The following is a 16,607-nucleotide window of genomic DNA, read 5'->3' as shown; positions in this document are numbered from 1 at the left end:
GGTCAAGCCGCATCGGCGTCGATTCCGCGTATCAGTGTGTACTGGCGGTAGACGCCGTAGCCCACGCCGCACAGGCCGGTGAGCACCGCCGGGATCAGCAGGGTGCGCTCGCCCAGCACCTGGAACAGCATCGCACCGACGGCGCTTCCCAGCGTGAACGTGACGACCACCAGCAGGCAGACGCGGATGCGCAAGGTATCCACCTCCAGCCCGCGCAGGCGCTGGCCGATGTAGATGCCCAGGTCGGTGAACATGCCCGAGACATGGGTGGTGCGGAACACCATGCCGCTGTAGGTGCTGGCCATGCCGTTCTGCAGCCCGGCCGCCATCGCGGCCAGGTCCAGGCCGTACGAGCTGCCGGCGTCCAGCAACGGCACCGCGGCGAACAGCAGCAGCGATTCCAGCACCAGCGCCACCCCATAACGGCGGCCGAGTTTCAGCGTGTGTTGCTGCACGATCAGCCCGCTGAGCAGCGCGCCGATCACGAAGGCGCTGATCGACAGCAGCCAGTGCCATGCCTCGCCGCCGTCGCCAGTGCCCACCGCGATGCCGAGCAGGCTGGTGGACCCGGTGAGGTTGGTGATCGACTGGTGCCGAAAGCCCATGTAACCGGCGGCGTTGACCATGCCGGCGATGAAGGCGAGGATGCCGCCGCCGATCCAGGCCCAGCGCGGCAACCGGCGCAGCACGGTCATGGCGGCATCAGTCCTTCAGCGGCTGCACGTCGATCACCGGCGCATCGCCGATCACGTCGGCGCCCTTCGGCGGCACGAAGTTGAAGGTGGCCGGCGGGATCGGCGCGTTGCGCTGCCAGCCGGAGAAGCGGATGTCGGTGGTGGAACCGAGCTGGTCGCGGAAGGTCATGCGGGCCAGGCCATTCGCATCGAAGCCGAGGTCGGCGTAGTCGAACTGCGGGTCCTTCGCGGTGGAACTGAGCCGCAGCCAGGCCAGGCCGTCGTGCTCACCCTGCTCGACCACCTTGAAGTCCTTGTCCATCTGCTTGAGGTCGGTCAGCACGGTGAGCGGACTGTGCGCCTCTTCGCTGCTTTGCACGCGCACGGTGACCTGTTCGAGTTCCGGGTCGTACATCCATACCCGGCTGCCGTCGGCGACGATGGTCTGCTTGTACGGCGCCAGCGTATCCCAGCGGAACTGGCGCGGCGCCTGCAGCGCCAGGGTGCCGGAGCTGTTCTTGCTGGTGTGGCCGTTGAGGTCGGTCAGGGTCTGGCTGAAGTGGCCGGTGAGCGAATGCAGGCCGGTGGCGAAGGCATCCAGCCGCGCGCGCGCCGGACCCGCGGCAGCCTGCGCCACGGCGCTCAGCGACAGCGTCAGCACGACGGCGGACAGGGCAAGCATGAAGCGTTTCATCGGATTCCCCGGAACGTGGCGGTGGCGGTGGATTGTGGACAGTGCCGGCTTAACGGATCGGTAGGAGCGGCGGGTGGTGTTCTTCGGGCTTCGCAGGATACCGGCAGTGCCCGCCGTGCGAACTGGCTTCAGTTCTTCGGCGGAGGCGGCGCCAGCACCTCGCGGTTGCCGTTGTGCTGAGGGGCGCTGACCACGCCGTCCTGCTCCATCTGTTCGACCAGCCGCGCGGCGCGGTTGTAGCCGATGCGCAGGTGCCGCTGCACGCCGGAGATCGAGGCGCGACGGGTTTGCGTGACGATCGCCACGGCCTTGTCGTACAGCTGGGTATCCGCATCGCCGCCCTCTTCGCCTTCCTGCGGCAGGCCCGAGTCGTTGATGAACTTGCCGTCGCTGGTGGCCTGGACTTCCTCCAGCACGCCCTCGATGTAGTTCGGCGCGCCCTGCGATTTCAGCCAGGCGACCACATGATGCACTTCGTGGTCGTCGACGAAGGCGCCGTGCACGCGTTCCGGCGTGGCGGTGCCCGGCGGCAGGTACAGCATGTCGCCGTGGCCAAGCAGGGTCTCGGCGCCGGACTGGTCGAGAATCGTGCGCGAGTCGATCTTGCTGGAGACCTGGAACGCGATGCGGGTGGGGATGTTCGCCTTGATCAGGCCGGTGATCACGTCCACCGACGGGCGCTGGGTGGCCAGGATCAGGTGCACGCCGGCGGCGCGCGCCTTCTGCGCCAGGCGGGCGATCAACTCCTCCACCTTCTTGCCGACGATCATCATCATGTCGGCGAATTCGTCGATGAACACCACGATATACGGCAGCGGCTCCAGCGGTTCGGCGGCGAGGTTCGGCATGTCCGGGTTCGGCCGGAACAGCGGGTCCAGCATCGGCTGGCCGGCGTTCTCGGCGTCCTTCACCTTCTTGTTGAAGCCGGCCAGGTTGCGCACGCCGACGGCGGCCATCAGCTTGTAGCGGCGCTCCATCTCGGCGACGCACCAGCGCAGCGCGTTGGCGGCCTCCTTCATGTCGGTGACCACCGGCGCCAGCAGGTGCGGGATGCCCTCGTACACCGAGAGCTCCAGCATCTTCGGGTCGATCATGATCATCCGCACGTCTTTCGGGCTGGCCTTGTACAGGAGGCTCAGCACCATCGCGTTGACCGCCACGGACTTGCCCGAACCCGTGGTGCCGGCCACCAGCAGATGCGGCATCTTGCCCAGGTCGACCACCACCGGCTTGCCGCCGATGTCCTTGCCCAGCGCCAGCGCCAGCGGCGATTTCTGCTGGTCGTACTTGTCCGAACGCAGTATCTCGGAGAGATACACGATCTGCTTGTGGGTATTGGGGATCTCCAGCCCGATCACGTTCTTGCCGGGGATCACGTCGACCACGCGCACGCTGACCACCGACAGGCCGCGCGCGATGTCCTTGTCCAGGCTCGACACCTGCGAGCCGCGGATGCCCGGCGCCGGCTCCATCTCGAAGCGGGTGATCACCGGGCCCGGATAGGCGCCGACCACCTTCACGTCGATCTTGAAGTCCTTCAGCTTGAACTCGACCTGGCGCGAGAGCACCTCGAGGGTTTCCTCGGAATAGCCCGGCCCCTGCGGCGGCGCCTCGTCCAGCAGCGACAGCGGCGGCAGTTCGCCCGGCGTGGCGGCGCCGACGAACAGCGGGATCTGCGTTTCCAGCCTGGCCCGCTCGCTCTTGGTCACCGGCGCGGGCGGCGCCTCGATGCGCACCGGTTCGCGCTTGGCCTGGCGCACCGCATCGGCTTTCTTCACCACCTCGCGCTCGGTGCGCGCCTGCCGCGCGGCCAACACCTGCGGCGCCTCGCGCAACTTGCCCTTGAGCCAGTCGAGCAGCTTCAGCACGCCATGCCCGGTCAGGTCCATCACCTTGAACCAGGACAACCCGGTGGCCAGGGTCACCGCGACCAGGAACAAGGCCAGCAACAGCAGCGGCGCGCCCTTGTTGCCGAACGCGCTGAGCAGGGCATCGCCGACCCATACGCCGATGATGCCGCCCACACCTTGGGGCAGCACCGGCTCGTCGTGGAAATTGAGGTACAGCAACGCCGGGCCGGTGATGAAGAAGAACACGAAGCCGATCAGGCGCAGCGCCGGCTCCCACGGATGCACCACCTGCTCGCCGCGCTGGCGCAGCACCTGCACGCCCAGCAACAGCAGCAGCAACGGGAAGCAGTAGGCGACCAGGCCGAAGATCCAGCGCAGCAGGTCGGCGATATAGGCGCCGACGGTGCCGCCGAAATTGCGCGCGTGTTCCAGCTGACCGGCGTTCGTCCAGCTGGGGTCGTGCGGGTTGTAGCTGAACAGGCACACCAGCAGGTACAGCGCCAGCGGCAACAGCAGCAGGGCACCGGCTTCGCGCAGCCGCCGCTTCAGCTCCTCGCTGAGGCCTTCCTTCGGTTGTTGCCTGACGTTCGTGCTGCGCGCCACCCTGGGTGCCCCCTTCCTGCCTGCCAAGGGTTAGAGCATACCTTGCAGCGCAGGATGCACCAGCTTGCCGCCATCGACATTGATGCCGCTATTCAGCGGGGCGAACTGGCGCCACTCGCTGCCCGCGGCCAGACGCTGCACGTACGGCAGGATCGCGGCGGAAATCGCCAGTGACGACGTCTGCGGCACCGCACCCGGCATGTTGGTCACGCAGAAGTGGGTGATGCCGTGCACGTCGTAGGTGGGCTTCTCCCAGGTGGTCGGCTTCGAAGTCTCGAAGCAGCCGCCCTGGTCGATCGCGATGTCCACCAGCACGCTGCCCGGCTCCATCGTCCTGACCATCGCCTCGCTGACCACGTGCGGCGCCCGGGCACTGGGGATCAGCACCGCGCCGACCACGATGTCGGCGTCGCGGACCTCCTCGGCTACCGACGACTCGTAGGCATACAACGCGGTGACGTTCGGACCCATGGCCATCATTTCGGCCAGGCGGTCCTGGCGCTTGTCGAACACCACCACGTTGGCACCGGCGGCCGCGGCCAGGGCGGCGGCATTGCCGCCGGCGGCACCGGCGCCGAGCACCACGACCTTGCCGCGCGGAGTGGAAGCCATGCCGCCGAGCAGCTTGCCCTTGCCGCCCTGCGGGCGGTGCAGCAGCGTGGTGCCGATCTGGGTGGCGATGCGGCCGGCGATCACCGACATCGGCAGCAGCAGCGGCAGCATGCCGTTCTCGGTCACCGATTCGAACGCCACGCCGGTCAGCCCGATGCCGAGCAGGCTGCGGGTCAGCTCGGGCTCGGCCGCCAGGTGCAGGTAACAGAACAGCAGATGGTGCTTTTTCAGCAAGGCGAGATCGCCGGCGACCGGCTCCTTCACCTTGACGATCAACTCGCCCGCCTCGTACAGCGCGGCGGCATCCGCCACCACGGTGATGCCCTCCCTTGCGTAGGCCTCATCGGCAAAGCCGCTTTTCAGGCCGGCCCCGGACTGGATGAACACATCGTGGCCACGGTGCACCAGGTCGGCGGCAGCGGCCGGAATGAGGGCGACGCGACCTTCCAGGGTCTTGGTTTCGGAGGGAATGCCGATGCGCATGAAGGATGGGTCCTGTGGAAGTGTGAATCCATCGCGCAGTCGCCGCTGTCGTGCCGCCGATCTGCCGATGCCTTGAATCGGTGTCGTGTATTCCCCATTCTTCCGGGGGTCGTACGCTCCGTCGCCATCGCCCTATGCGGCCCGAAGGGAAACCGCCGCAGGGGTCGGAGCGAATAGCCACTCAAGTCACCAGACAACCCAAGGATTATAACCATGAGCCCGAGACTGTCTTCATATTCCGTGTACTCCGCGCCGGGAGCTGTTTGCGCGCAGGGCAAGGAAGAGCGAGGGAGTGTATGTCAATACACGACCGAACGATGACGCTGCCCTGTGGGCAAACAGACCCGGCCCGAAGGGTTGCTTTGCAGCGGTCGCCATGCGGCGGCCCGCGGCTTGGCCATGCAACCAGCATGGCCCGCACCACGGTCCACCACCTGACAACCGCTGCAAAGCAACGCGGAGCACACGGAATATGAAGACAGTCTCTACCCCCAAACACAGCCGCCTGCTGATCCTCGGCTCCGGCCCCGCCGGCTACACCGCTGCGGTGTATGCGGCCCGTGCCAACCTCAAGCCGACCATGATCACCGGCCTGCAACAGGGCGGCCAGCTGATGACCACCACCGACGTGGACAACTGGCCGGGCGACGTCGAGGGCCTGCAGGGGCCGGCGCTGATGCAGCGCATGGCCGAGCACGCCGAGCGCTTCCACACCGAGATGATCTTCGACCACATCCATACGGCGGACCTGAAGCAGCGCCCGTTCCGGCTCAAGGGCGACTCCGGCGAGTACACCGCCGACGCACTGATCATCACCACTGGCGCCACTGCCAAGTACCTCGGCATCGCCAGCGAGGAGAAGTACAAGGGCAAAGGCGTGTCCGCCTGCGCCACCTGCGACGGCTTCTTCTTCCGCGACCAGGACGTGGTGGTGATCGGCGGCGGCAACACCGCGGTCGAGGAGGCGCTGTACCTGGCCAACATCGGCCGCAAAGTTTACCTGGTGCATCGCCGCGACAAGCTGCGTGCCGAGAAGATCATGCAGGACAAGCTGTTCGAGAAGGCCGCCGCCGGCAAGATCGAGCTGGTCTGGAACCACAGCATCGACGAAGTGCTGGGCGACGACACCGGCGTCACCGGCGTGCGCGTGAAGGACGTCAACTCCGGCGTCACCCGCGACATCGCGGCCACCGGCTTCTTCGTGGCGATCGGCCACACGCCGAACACCGGCATCTTCGAAGGCCAGCTCGACATGCACGACGGCTACATCAAGATCCACAGCGGCCAGCACGGCATGGCCACGATGACCTCGGTGCCCGGCGTGTTCGCGGCCGGCGACGTGGCCGATCACATCTACCGCCAGGCCGTCACCTCGGCCGGCTTCGGCTGCATGGCCGCGCTGGACGCGGAACGCTGGCTGGATCAGCAGACCCCGGCGGGTTGACGAAGCGGGAGTGAGTGGAGAGGAGCGAGCAACGAGCAGTGGCGGGAACTTGTCGCTTCCTCCACTCTCCACGGCCATGCACAACATCCGCTTCCATGCCGCGATCGCCGAACTGCCAGCCGCGGAGTGGGACGCCCTGCGTGCCGATGCGAACCCGTTCGTGTCGCACGCGTTCCTGGACGCGCTGGAACGCAGCGGCTGCATCCGCCCCGACTGGGGCTGGCAGACGCATCACCTGGGCCTGTACGAAGACGGCCGCCTGCTGGCCGCCGCGCCGCTGTACCTGAAGGGCAATTCGCACGGCGAGTTCGTGTTCGACTGGAGCTGGGCCAGCGCGTGGGAGCGTGCCGGCGGCGAGTACTACCCGAAGCTGCTCAACGGCGTGCCCTACTCGCCCGTGCCCGGCCCGCGCCTGCTCGCCGGCAACGGCGCACGCACGCCGCACCTGCAGCGTGCGCTGGCCGACGCCATGCGCGACGAAGCCGTGCGGCTCGGCCTGTCATCGGTGCATGCGAATTTCCTGCAAGCTGCCGAACTGGCCGCCTTCGGCGACGACTGGCTGGCGCGCTCGGACGTGCAGTTCCACTGGCACAACCGCGGCTACCGCCACTTCCCGGATTTCCTCGCTGCGCTCAACCACAAGAAGCGCAAGAACATCCTGCGCGAACGCCGCCAGGTGGCGGCGAGCGGACTGGCCTTCGAGTGGCGCAGCGGCGACACGCTCAGTCTCGATGAATGGCAGCGCGTGCATGCGCTGTACGAAGCCACCTTCGACATGAAGGGCAACCACGCCGCGCTGACTGCCGCGTTCTTCCGCCGGCTCGGCGCGCTGGGATCGATCGCGCAGCTCGCACTGGCCCGCGACGGCGCGGCCATCGTGGCGATGGCGCTGTTCGTGCAAGGCGGCAACGTGCTGTACGGCCGCTACTGGGGCGCGTCGATGGACGTGCCCGGCCTGCATTTCGAGCTGTGCTACTACCGCGGCATCGAGTACGCGATCGCACACCGCCTGGAACGTTTCGAACCGGGCGCGCAGGGCGAACACAAGCTGGCGCGCGGGTTCCTGCCGGTGCGCACGCACTCGCGCCACTACCTGGCCAACCCCGATTTCCGTGCCGCGGTGGCGGCGGCGCTTGCCAGCGAGGCCGAAGCGGTCGACGCTTATGCCGCCGAGCTGCAAGGCCACAGCCCTTATGCCGATCACGGCAAGGTCGAACGATGAACAGGCTGCCGCTGCTGGATGCCGAACTCTGGGACCGCTTCCCCGACCCGCGCCAGGCGCTGGCCGAACCGAACGGCCTGCTCGCGTTCGGCGGCGACCTGTCGCCCCGGCGGCTGCTGGCCGCGTACAGTCTCGGCATCTTCCCGTGGTTCGGCGAGCACGAGCCGATCCTGTGGTGGTCGCCCGACCCGCGCTGCGTGTTCCATACCGAAACCCTGCGGATCAACCGCAGCCTGCACCGCCAGCTCAGGGGCAAATCATGGCGGCTGACCGTCGACCACGCATTCGACCAGGTCATCCGCGCCTGCGCCGCGCCGCGCGCCAACGACGCCGGCACCTGGCTGGTGCCGACGATGATCGACGCCTATGTCCAGTTGCACCGGCTCGGCCATGCGCACAGCGTGGAAGTGTGGGACGGCGAGCGCCTGGTCGGCGGCATCTACGGCGTCGCGATCGGCCGGCTGTTCTGCGGCGAGTCGATGTTCAGCGCGGAAAGCGGCGGCTCGAAGCTCGCCCTGGCCGCGCTGGCACGCCTGCTGCGCGACATGGATTTCCCGCTGATCGACACCCAGGTCAGCAACCCGCATACGCTCGGCCTGGGCGCCGTCGAGATGCCCCGTGTGGAATTCCTGCGCCAGGTGGCCCGGCTCGGCCAGTTGCCCGGGCTGGTCGGCAGCTGGGCCGCCTTCACGCCGCGGCTGATCCAGCCCTGCGCGGGGACCGGTTTCAGCGACCGAGTGCCTTGAGTTCGTCGTAATTTTCCAGGAACAGCGCCACCAGGCGGGGATCGAGCTGGCTGCCGGCAACTTCGCGCAGGTAATCCAGCACCTCGGACTCCGGCCACGCCGGCTTGTACACGCGCACCGTGATCAGCGCATCCCACACGTCGACCACGCTGAAGATGCGCGCGGCCAGCGGGATCTCCTCGCCGCGTAAGCCTTGCGGATAGCCGCCGCCGTCCCAGCGCTCGTGATGGCTGTGCGGGATATCGCCGGCATCGCGCAGGAAGTCCACCCGTTGCAGCAGCTCGTAGCCGAGCTGCGGGTGGCGGCGCATCACCGCCATCTCCTCGTCGTCCAGCTTGCCCGGCTTGATCAGCACCGCATCGGGCAAGGCGAGCTTGCCGATGTCGTGCAGCAAGGCGCCAAAGGTGAGGTTGCGCAACGCCTCGCCTTGCACGCCGGCCAGACGGGCCAGGCCGGTGGCCATGCGCATCACCCGGTCGGAATGGTCGCCGGTCTCGCGATGGCGGATATCCATCGCCGAGACCAGCACGCGCAAGGCCTGGGCATGCCCGTCCAGCAGTCTCCGGTTGACAGCCTGCAGGCGCCGCAGGTCACGGCCGATCATCCAGTACAGCAGCGCACCCGTGCTGGCCACGAATAGCCAGCCCTTGACGCTCTGCAGGGAGGTCAACTCGGCCTGACCGTGCACCAGGGCGTCCAGCGCACGATCGGACAGCCAGATCCACAACGCGGATAACAGCACGTAGAGCAGGACGGTGCGGGACTGAGGGCTGATTCTCACGACGGCTCCCCGGCGAGATCATCCCGCCCACGACATGCGCGCCACGCCTCTTGCGGGCAGGCGGAAGTATGAGTCCGCGCCTGCCGTGGCGGTGTGACCGGAACCTCAGCCTCAGCCCGTTCGCGCCGCATACTTGCGGGCCACGTAGTCGTCGAGGATGCCCACGAATTCGTTGGCGATGTTGTCGCCGCGCAGGGTCATCGCCTTCTCGCCGTCGATGAACACCGGCGCCGCCGGCGCCTCGCCGTTGCCCGGCAGCGAGATGCCGATGTTGGCATGCTTGGATTCGCCCGGGCCGTTGACGATGCAGCCCATCACCGCCAGGGTGAGGTTCTCCACGCCGTCGTACTTGATGCGCCAGGTCGGCATCTGTTCGCGCACGTGTTCCTGCACGGTCTTGGCCAGTTCCTGGAAGAACTCGCTGGTGGTGCGGCCGCAACCCGGGCAGGCGGTGACCAGCGGGGTGAACGAGCGCAGGCCCATGGTCTGCAGCAGTTCCTGCGCCACGATCACCTCGCCGGTGCGCGAGGCGCCAGGCTCCGGCGTGAGCGAGATGCGGATGGTGTCGCCGATGCCTTCCTGCAGCAGCACCGCCAACGCGGCGCTGGATGCGGTGATGCCCTTGGAACCCATGCCGGCTTCAGTCAGGCCCAGGTGCAGCGCGTAGTCGCAGCGCGCGGCCAGGTCGCGGTACACGGCGATCAGTTCCTGCACGCCGGAGACCTTGCACGACAGGATGATGCGCTCGCGTGCCAGGCCGATCTTCTCGGCCAGCGCCGCCGAATCCAGCGCCGAGCGGATCAGCGCCTCGCGGGCCACGTGCGAGGCGTCCCACGGATCGGCGCGGCGTGCGTTCTCGTCCATCAGCGCGGTGACCATGCCCTGGTCCAGCGAGCCCCAGTTCGCACCGATGCGCACCGGCTTGGCGTAGCGCAGCGCCTTCTCGATGATTGACGCGAACTGGCTTTCATGCTTCTTGCCGAAACCGACGTTGCCGGGGTTGATGCGGTACTTCGCCAGCGCTTCGGCACAGGCCGGCTCGCGTTCCAGCAGCAGGTGCCCGTTGTAGTGGAAGTCGCCGATGATCGGCACGTCCACGCCCATCATCGCCAGCCGCTCGGCGATGCGCGGCACCGCGGCAGCGGCGGCCGGCGTGTTGACCGTGATGCGCACCAGTTCGGAGCCGGCGCGGGCCAGCTCGGCGATCTGTTTCGCGGTGCTGGCCGGGTCCTCGGTATCGGTGTTGGTCATCGACTGCACCACCACCGGCGCGCCGCCGCCGACCTTTACCTTGCCGATCTGCACGGCCACGCTGGGCCGGCGTAGCGCCGGCCCAGCCGGACGCGGTTTCTGTGTGGCAATCTCACTCATGGAATCAACCGGGATGACAAGTCGCGATGGTTCGCGGCGATAGTGCCAAGGATACCCGATCAGGCCTGCCGCCCTGTGGCAAATCGGCGCACGCTGGCGACCGATTGGTTGCACAGGGCCGTCCACTGTCATCGACACAGGGGACGGATTGCCGCAGCAACTTGATCGGGATCAATGCGGCACCGCATGCTTCACTTTAGATTGTCCAGATGTCCAGCCGGGGAACCCCATGCCGAATACCGAGTATTACAACGACAAGGTCGTGCGCCAGTTCCTGCTGGCCGCGGCGGTCTGGGGCATCATCGGCATGTCGGTCGGCGTCTACGCCGCCGCCGAGCTGCTGTGGCCGGCGCTCAATTTCGAGATCCCCTGGCTGACCTTCAGCCGGCTCCGCCCCGACCATACCTTCGGCGTGATCTTCGCGTTCGGCGGCTCGGCGCTGATGGGCACCTGCTACTACGTGGTGCAGCGCACCGGCCACGCGCGGCTGGCGTTCAAGAAACTGGCCGCGTTCACGTTCTGGGGCTGGCAGCTGGTCTGCGTGCTGGCGATGGTGTCCATGCCGCTGGGCATGACCCAGAGCAAGGAATACGCCGAGCCGGAATGGATCATCGACATCCTGATCGCGATCGTCTGGGTGAGCTTCGGCGTGGTGTTCTTCGGCAGCCTGGCGCGCCGGCGCATCAAGCACATCTACGTGGCGAACTGGTACTACGGCGCGTTCATCATCGCGGTGGGCCTGCTGCACATCGTCAACAACCTCGCCCTGCCGGTGTCGCTGTTCAAGTCCTACCCGATCTATTCGGGCGTGGTCGATGCGATGGTGCAGTGGTGGTACGGCCACAACGCGGTGGCGTTTTTCCTCACCGCCGGCTTCCTCGGCATGATGTATTACTTCGTGCCGCGGCAGGCGCAGCAGCCGCTGTGGAGCTACCGCTTCTCGATCGTCAATTTCTGGGCGCTGATCTCGGTCTACATGTGGGCCGGCGCGCACCACCTGATGTACACCGCCCTGCCCGACTGGGTGCAGTCCGTCGGCATGGCGTTCTCGCTGGTGCTGCTGATGCCCAGCCTGGGTTCGGCCGCGAACGGCCTGCTCACGTTCAACGGCTCGTGGTGGCGGTTGAAGACCGACCCTGCCGCGAAGTTCATGGTGATGTCGCTGGTGTTCTACGCCGCATCGACCTTCGAAGGCTCGATGATGGCGATCAAGACGGTGAACTCGCTGTCGCACTACACCGACTGGACCATCGCCCACGTGCATTCCGGCTCGCTGGGCTGGGTGGCGATGATCACCATCGGCTCGCTCTACGCGATGGCGCCGCGCGCGCTGGGCCGTCCGGAGATGTATTCGCACAAGGGCATGGAAGCGCATTTCTGGCTGCATATCATGGGCACCCTGCTGTACGTGGGTTCGATGTGGACCGCCGGTGTCACCGAAGGCCTGATGTGGCGCGCCACCAATCCGGACGGCGCGCTCACCTATGGTTTTCTGGACAGCCTGATCGCAATCAAGCCGATGTACCTGATCCGCTGGCTGGGCGGCGTGCTGATCCTGTCGGGCATGTGGGTCATGGCCTGGAACCTGTGGCATACCGCGGCGGATGCGCGCGCGCGCCTGATCAAGCCGATCCCGGTGCCGATCCCCGAGCCGGTGCCGCATCAGGTTCCGGCCCCGCTGCCCGTCGCTGGTTGAGGAGGTTTGGTTATGGCGTACAAACATTTCGAAGCAATCGAGAAACACGCCGGCCTGCTCGCGATCGGCATCGCGATCATGGTCTCGCTGGGCGGCCTGGCCGAGATCACCCCGCTGTTCGTCGAGGCGCACACGCTGGAGGCGCCGCCCGGCGTGCATCCGTACGACCCGCTGCGGCTGGCCGGCAAGGACGTCTACGTGCGCGAGGGCTGCTATCTGTGTCACTCGCAGATGATCCGTGCGCTGCGTTTCGAGACCGAGCGCTACGGCCACTTCTCGACCGCCGCCGAATCGGTCTACGACCGGCCGTTCCAGTGGGGCTCCAAGCGCACCGGCCCGGACCTGGCCCGCGTCGGCGGCAAGTACTCCGACGACTGGCAGCGCATGCACCTGCTGGACCCGCGCCAGGTCGTGCCGCAGTCGAACATGCCCGGCTACCCGTGGCTGGCCGCAAAGAAGCTCGACGCCGCCGACGTCCAGGCGCGCATGCGCACGCTGCGCAGGCTGGGCGATCCGTACAGCGATGCGGATATCGCCGGCGCGCCGGCCGCGGTGGAAGGCAAGACCGAGATGGATGCGCTGATCGCGTATCTGCAGGGCCTGGGCATCAAGAACGAACCCGACCCGGCGGCCACCCCGGCCAGCACCGGAGGTGCGCCATGATCACGCCGATGAACCCGATCTGGGGCCACATCGCCGGCGTGTTCATCCTGCTGATGATGTTCACCTTCCTCGGCATCTGGTTCTGGGCCTGGCGCAAGTACCACAAGCCCACGTTCAACCGCATGGCACGCCTGCCCATGGAAGACGAGCCTGAAGTCGAAACCGATACGAAGGAGAACCGTCCATGAGCGCGGGATGGTCGCTGTGGGTGATGTTCCTGGTGGTGCTGAACATGGGCATCACCTTCTTCCTGTACCTGTGGGGCCCGCGCGCGAAGATCCCCACCCTGCCCGATGGCACCAGCGGCCACGTCTGGGCTCACGGCGTGTTGCGCGAAGGCGTGCGCAAGCTGCCGCTGTGGTGGGTGCTGTTCTCCGGCGCCATGTTCGTGATTGGCTTCACTTACCTGGCGCTGTTCCCCGGCTTCGGCAGCTTCAAGGGCCTGCTCGGCTGGACCTCGCATGGCGAGCTGGCGCACAACGTGGCCGTCAACCAAGCCACGCTCGCGCCGCTGATGGAGCGCTTCAAGCTGTATCCCGTCGAGCAGCTGTCCAGCGATCCTGCCGCGCTGCAGATGGGCAAGGTGCTGTTCGAGGACAACTGCGCCGCCTGCCACCAGCGCAGCGCGAAGGGCAACGTCGCGCTCGGCGCGCCCGACCTCAGCGATGGCGACTGGCTCTACGGCGGCAGCGGCAGCGACATCACCACCTCGATCCACGACGGGCGCAGCGGCGTGATGCCGCCGTGGGCGAGCCTGGGCGCGGACAACGTGAAGAACCTCGCGCAGTACGTGCTGAGCCTGTCCGGCGCACCGCACGATGCGGCCAAGGCTGCTGCGGGCCAGCCGCTGTTCGCCACCTGCGCCGCCTGCCACGGCGCCGAGGGCAAGGGCAACCCGGCACTGGGCGCACCGAACCTCACCGACAAGGTGTGGTTGCACGGCAGCAGCGTGGCCGACATCGAGAAGAGCATCGGCGAGGGCCGCCAGGGCCACATGCCGGCGTGGAGCCCACGCCTGTCTGACGAGCAGATCCGCGTGGTCGCGGCCTACGTCTATCACCTGTCGCACCCTGCCGATGAAAGCAGGCAATGACATGGCCGCCCGCACGGCATCGGCCTGGTATCGCCAGCCGGTGCTGTGGCTGGGCGTGTTCATCTTCGCGGGCTCGCTGGCCGGCTGTGTGTGGATGATCGTGCTCGGCGCCAGCCACGCCGATACCCCGCTGGATACCTCGCACACCGTGTTCGGCGTGCCGGTCGGCGCGCGCAGCAGCGCCGGGCCGCCGCCCCACCCGTCGACTGATCCGCCGCGATGAACACCTACGCGGCCTGGGCCCACCCGCAACTCGCCGCGCAGGTACTGCGCCCGCGCCGCGACGGTTGCAGCGAAATCGCCTTGCGGGTCGAATCGCTGAACGACGCGCGCCAGGTGCTGTGGCTGGAACAACGGATCCGCGCCCTGCCCGGCGTGCGGCGTGTCGCCATCGACCGCCCGGCGCAGCGCGTGCGGGTGGTGTGGGATGCACAACGCACCTCGCTGCCCAGCCTGCTCGACCACTTCGCCGCCGCGAACTGCCCGGCGCAGCCGCTGCAGCACGACAGCATCGACGACGCCCGCTCGCACGAGCAGCACGACGCGCTGAAGCGCCTGCTGGTCGCCGGCATGTGCTCGATGCAGGTGATGACGTACGCGTTCGTGATCTACATCGGCGTGGTCGATTTCGTCGACTTCAGCACGCGCAACCTGTTCCGCTGGCTGGGCCTGCTGACCAGCTTGCCGGTGGTGTTCTACTCGGCGCAGCCGTTCTTCAGCGGCGCCGTGCGCGAACTGGGCGAGCGCCGGCTCGGCATCAACCTGCCGGTGGCGCTGGCGGTGGCATTGGTGTTCCTGGCCAGCACGTTCAACACGCTGTGCGGCAGCGGCGAGATCTACTTCGACTCGGTGACCATGTTCGTGTTCCTGCTGCTCGGAGGGCGCTACGTGGAACTGCGTTCGCGCCACCGCAGCGGCGCGCTCGGCGACGCTGCCATCGACGCCACGCCGCTGCTGGCGCAGCGCCGCCGCGCCGATGGCGAGCTGGAAACGGTGGCCGCGATCGCCCTGCTGCCCGGCGATCGCGTGCACATCGCCGAAGGCGGCACCGTGCCGGCGGACGGCGTGCTGGAAAGCGCCGGCGTGCGGGTGGATGAGGCATTGCTGTCGGGCGAGTCGCATCCGCTGCGGCGTGAGCGTGGCGAGCGGCTGGTTGCCGGCAGCGTGCTGCTGTCCGGGCCGGCCGAGTTGCGCGTGGAGCACAGCGGCGCCACCACCACGGTGGCACGGCTGGGCGCCTTGGCCACCCGAGCGCGGCAGGCGCGCACGCTGATCGCCGCCAGCGATCGCGAGATCGGCCGCTTCGTCGCCCGCGTGCTGGTGCTCACCGCGCTCACCGCGCTGGGCTGGCTGCTGGTCGACCCCACGCGTGCATTTGAGGCCGCGGTGGCCGTGCTGGTGGTGGCCTGCCCCTGCGCGTTCGCGCTGACCCGCCCGGCCACGCTGACCCGCGCGCTCGGCGTGCTGGCCGGCCGCGGCGTGCTGGTCACCGATGGCGCGGTGCTGACCGCGTTGGCGCGGGTCGACTACGCGCTGTTCGACAAGACCGGCACGCTGACCGTGCCGCAGCTGGACCGCCGCGCGGTCGAACCCCTGCGCGGCGATACCGTCGAACAGGTGCTGCAACTGGCCGCCGCGCTGGCCCACGAAAGCTCGCACCCGCTGGCCCGTGCCCTCGCCGACGCGGCGCGCCAGCAGGCGTTGCCACTGCATGCGCAGTCGGTGCAGGTGCATGCCGGTGCCGGCATCAGCGGCGAGGTCGGTGGCCGCGAGCTGCGTCTGGGCCGCGCCGATTTCGCGCTGGCTCCGGGCAGCCCGCCGGTTTCGTCCGAGCTGGCCGGTGCACTGCTGCTGGCCGATGCGCAAGGCGCGATCGCCGCATTCCATGTCGACGAACAACCCCGCGTCGATGCCCGCCGCATGCTCGACGCGCTGCGTGGCGACGGCATCGCCGCCACGATCGCCAGTGGCGACGACGCCACCCGCGTCGCCGCGCTCGCCGCCCGCCTCGGCATCGACGACTGGCATGCGCGGCAATCGCCCGCCGACAAGCTCGAACGGCTGCAGGCGGCGCGCGCCCACGGCCACACCACCCTGGCCGTGGGCGACGGCAGCAACGATGCCCCGGTACTGGCCGGCGCGGACGTCTCCGCGGCGCTGGCGTCGGGCACCGAGCTGGCCCAGGCGCACGCCGACCTGCTGTTGCTGGATGGACGTCTGGACGGCCTTGTCGATGCCCGCACGGTCGCCCGCCAGGTGCAGCGGGTGATGGCGCAGAGCCGGCGCTGGGCCTTGCTGTACAACCTGTGCGCGGTACCGTTTGCCGCGCTCGGCTTCGTGCCGCCCTGGCTGGCCGGCATCGGCATGTCGCTGAGCTCGCTGGTGGTGGTGGTCAACGCGCTGCGCGTCGGCGGCGATGCGGCGCTCGACCACTCCGACGCCTCCGGTCCGGCAGCCCGTCCACGCGAGCTGCGCGCATGAACATCCTGCTGGTACTGATTCCGGTCACCCTGCTGGTGGTGATCGTCGCGGTGTGGCTGTTCTTCTGGGCGGTCAACCACCAGCAGTTCGACGACCTGGACAGCCCGTCGGTGTTGCCGTTGATGGACGATCCGGCGCCGGAAGAACCTGCCCCCGAGTCGCCCGGCGAAACTGGCCGCTCAACGCGGTAGCCC

The 16,607-nt window shown here is 68.0% G+C and carries 16 protein-coding genes; 10 read left to right on the top strand and 6 right to left on the bottom strand.

Annotated elements, in window-relative coordinates; genetic code table 11:
• Positions 1-2 precede the first annotated feature (2 nt).
• From ABIE04_RS13955 to ABIE04_RS13940, 4 genes are all read right to left on the bottom strand, one after another.
• Positions 3-695 (bottom strand): YoaK family protein, encoded by a 693-nt coding sequence (locus ABIE04_RS13955; protein WP_354551345.1) that lies wholly within the window; start codon positions 693-695, stop codon positions 3-5.
• Positions 696-702: 7 nt separating this feature from the next.
• Complete coding sequence (lolA, locus tag ABIE04_RS13950) at positions 703-1,368, bottom strand: outer membrane lipoprotein chaperone LolA (RefSeq protein ID WP_354551341.1); 666 nt, start codon at positions 1,366-1,368, stop codon at positions 703-705.
• A 128-nt stretch (positions 1,369-1,496) separates the two neighbouring features.
• A complete protein-coding gene (locus ABIE04_RS13945; protein WP_436410386.1) occupies positions 1,497-3,821 on the bottom strand; it encodes a DNA translocase FtsK in 2,325 nt (774 codons plus the stop codon).
• Positions 3,822-3,851: 30 nt separating this feature from the next.
• On the bottom strand, positions 3,852-4,916 hold the full coding sequence (locus ABIE04_RS13940) for an alanine dehydrogenase (RefSeq protein WP_354551338.1): 1,065 nt from the start codon (positions 4,914-4,916) through the stop codon (positions 3,852-3,854).
• Between the two features lie 472 nt (positions 4,917-5,388).
• Between ABIE04_RS13940 and trxB the strand changes: the two genes are divergently transcribed.
• The 3 genes from trxB (at position 5,389) to aat (ending at position 8,328) form a co-directional block, all read left to right on the top strand.
• Complete coding sequence (gene trxB / locus ABIE04_RS13935) at positions 5,389-6,360, top strand: thioredoxin-disulfide reductase (protein WP_354551336.1); 972 nt, start codon at positions 5,389-5,391, stop codon at positions 6,358-6,360.
• 76 nt (positions 6,361-6,436) lie between these two features.
• On the top strand, positions 6,437-7,582 hold the full coding sequence (locus tag ABIE04_RS13930) for a GNAT family N-acetyltransferase (protein ID WP_354551479.1): 1,146 nt from the start codon (positions 6,437-6,439) through the stop codon (positions 7,580-7,582).
• Positions 7,579-8,328 carry a leucyl/phenylalanyl-tRNA--protein transferase gene (gene aat, locus ABIE04_RS13925; RefSeq protein WP_354551332.1) on the top strand — a complete coding sequence of 250 codons (750 nt, stop codon included), beginning with the start codon at positions 7,579-7,581 and terminating at the stop codon, positions 8,326-8,328. Before ABIE04_RS13930 ends, aat begins: the two co-directional genes overlap by 4 nt.
• Here aat and ABIE04_RS13920 read toward each other — a convergent pair.
• The gene (locus tag ABIE04_RS13920; protein WP_354551329.1) at positions 8,309-9,109 is read right to left on the bottom strand and encodes an HD-GYP domain-containing protein; all 801 of its coding nucleotides are present in this window, start codon (positions 9,107-9,109) and stop codon (positions 8,309-8,311) included. The two genes, aat and ABIE04_RS13920, sit on opposite strands and share 20 nt — an antisense overlap.
• Before the next feature lie 111 nt (positions 9,110-9,220).
• Positions 9,221-10,480: a flavodoxin-dependent (E)-4-hydroxy-3-methylbut-2-enyl-diphosphate synthase gene (ispG, locus tag ABIE04_RS13915; RefSeq protein ID WP_354551326.1), complete on the bottom strand. Its 1,260-nt coding sequence runs from the start codon at positions 10,478-10,480 to the stop codon at positions 9,221-9,223.
• Positions 10,481-10,709: 229 nt separating this feature from the next.
• Here ispG and ccoN point away from each other — a divergent pair, with 229 nt between their 5' ends.
• From ccoN to ccoS, 7 genes are read left to right on the top strand one after another with little or no spacing between them, the layout of a single operon-like run.
• Complete coding sequence (ccoN, locus tag ABIE04_RS13910) at positions 10,710-12,176, top strand: cytochrome-c oxidase, cbb3-type subunit I (protein WP_354551323.1); 1,467 nt, start codon at positions 10,710-10,712, stop codon at positions 12,174-12,176.
• A 12-nt stretch (positions 12,177-12,188) separates the two neighbouring features.
• Positions 12,189-12,839, top strand: a complete 651-nt coding sequence (gene ccoO, locus ABIE04_RS13905) for a cytochrome-c oxidase, cbb3-type subunit II (RefSeq protein WP_354551320.1) — start codon at positions 12,189-12,191, stop codon at positions 12,837-12,839.
• Entirely contained in the window at positions 12,836-13,027 is a 192-nt protein-coding gene (locus tag ABIE04_RS13900) for a cbb3-type cytochrome oxidase subunit 3 (protein WP_354551318.1), read from the top strand. Before ccoO ends, ABIE04_RS13900 begins: the two co-directional genes overlap by 4 nt.
• On the top strand, positions 13,024-13,932 hold the full coding sequence (ccoP, locus tag ABIE04_RS13895) for a cytochrome-c oxidase, cbb3-type subunit III (RefSeq protein WP_354551314.1): 909 nt from the start codon (positions 13,024-13,026) through the stop codon (positions 13,930-13,932). The genes ABIE04_RS13900 and ccoP overlap by 4 nt, the downstream gene beginning before the upstream one ends.
• A 1-nt stretch (position 13,933) precedes the next feature.
• The gene (locus ABIE04_RS13890; RefSeq protein WP_354551311.1) at positions 13,934-14,155 is read left to right on the top strand and encodes a hypothetical protein; all 222 of its coding nucleotides are present in this window, start codon (positions 13,934-13,936) and stop codon (positions 14,153-14,155) included.
• Positions 14,152-16,413, top strand: a complete 2,262-nt coding sequence (locus ABIE04_RS13885; RefSeq protein ID WP_354551308.1) for a heavy metal translocating P-type ATPase — start codon at positions 14,152-14,154, stop codon at positions 16,411-16,413. The genes ABIE04_RS13890 and ABIE04_RS13885 overlap by 4 nt, the downstream gene beginning before the upstream one ends.
• Positions 16,410-16,604: a cbb3-type cytochrome oxidase assembly protein CcoS gene (gene ccoS / locus ABIE04_RS13880; RefSeq protein ID WP_354551305.1), complete on the top strand. Its 195-nt coding sequence runs from the start codon at positions 16,410-16,412 to the stop codon at positions 16,602-16,604. Before ABIE04_RS13885 ends, ccoS begins: the two co-directional genes overlap by 4 nt.
• The last annotated feature ends 3 nt before the right edge of the window (positions 16,605-16,607 follow it).

The organism is Rhodanobacter soli, assembly GCF_040548735.1.
Classification (GTDB): domain Bacteria; phylum Pseudomonadota; class Gammaproteobacteria; order Xanthomonadales; family Rhodanobacteraceae; genus Rhodanobacter; species Rhodanobacter soli_A.
This window is presented reverse-complemented; position numbering and strand designations above follow the sequence as displayed.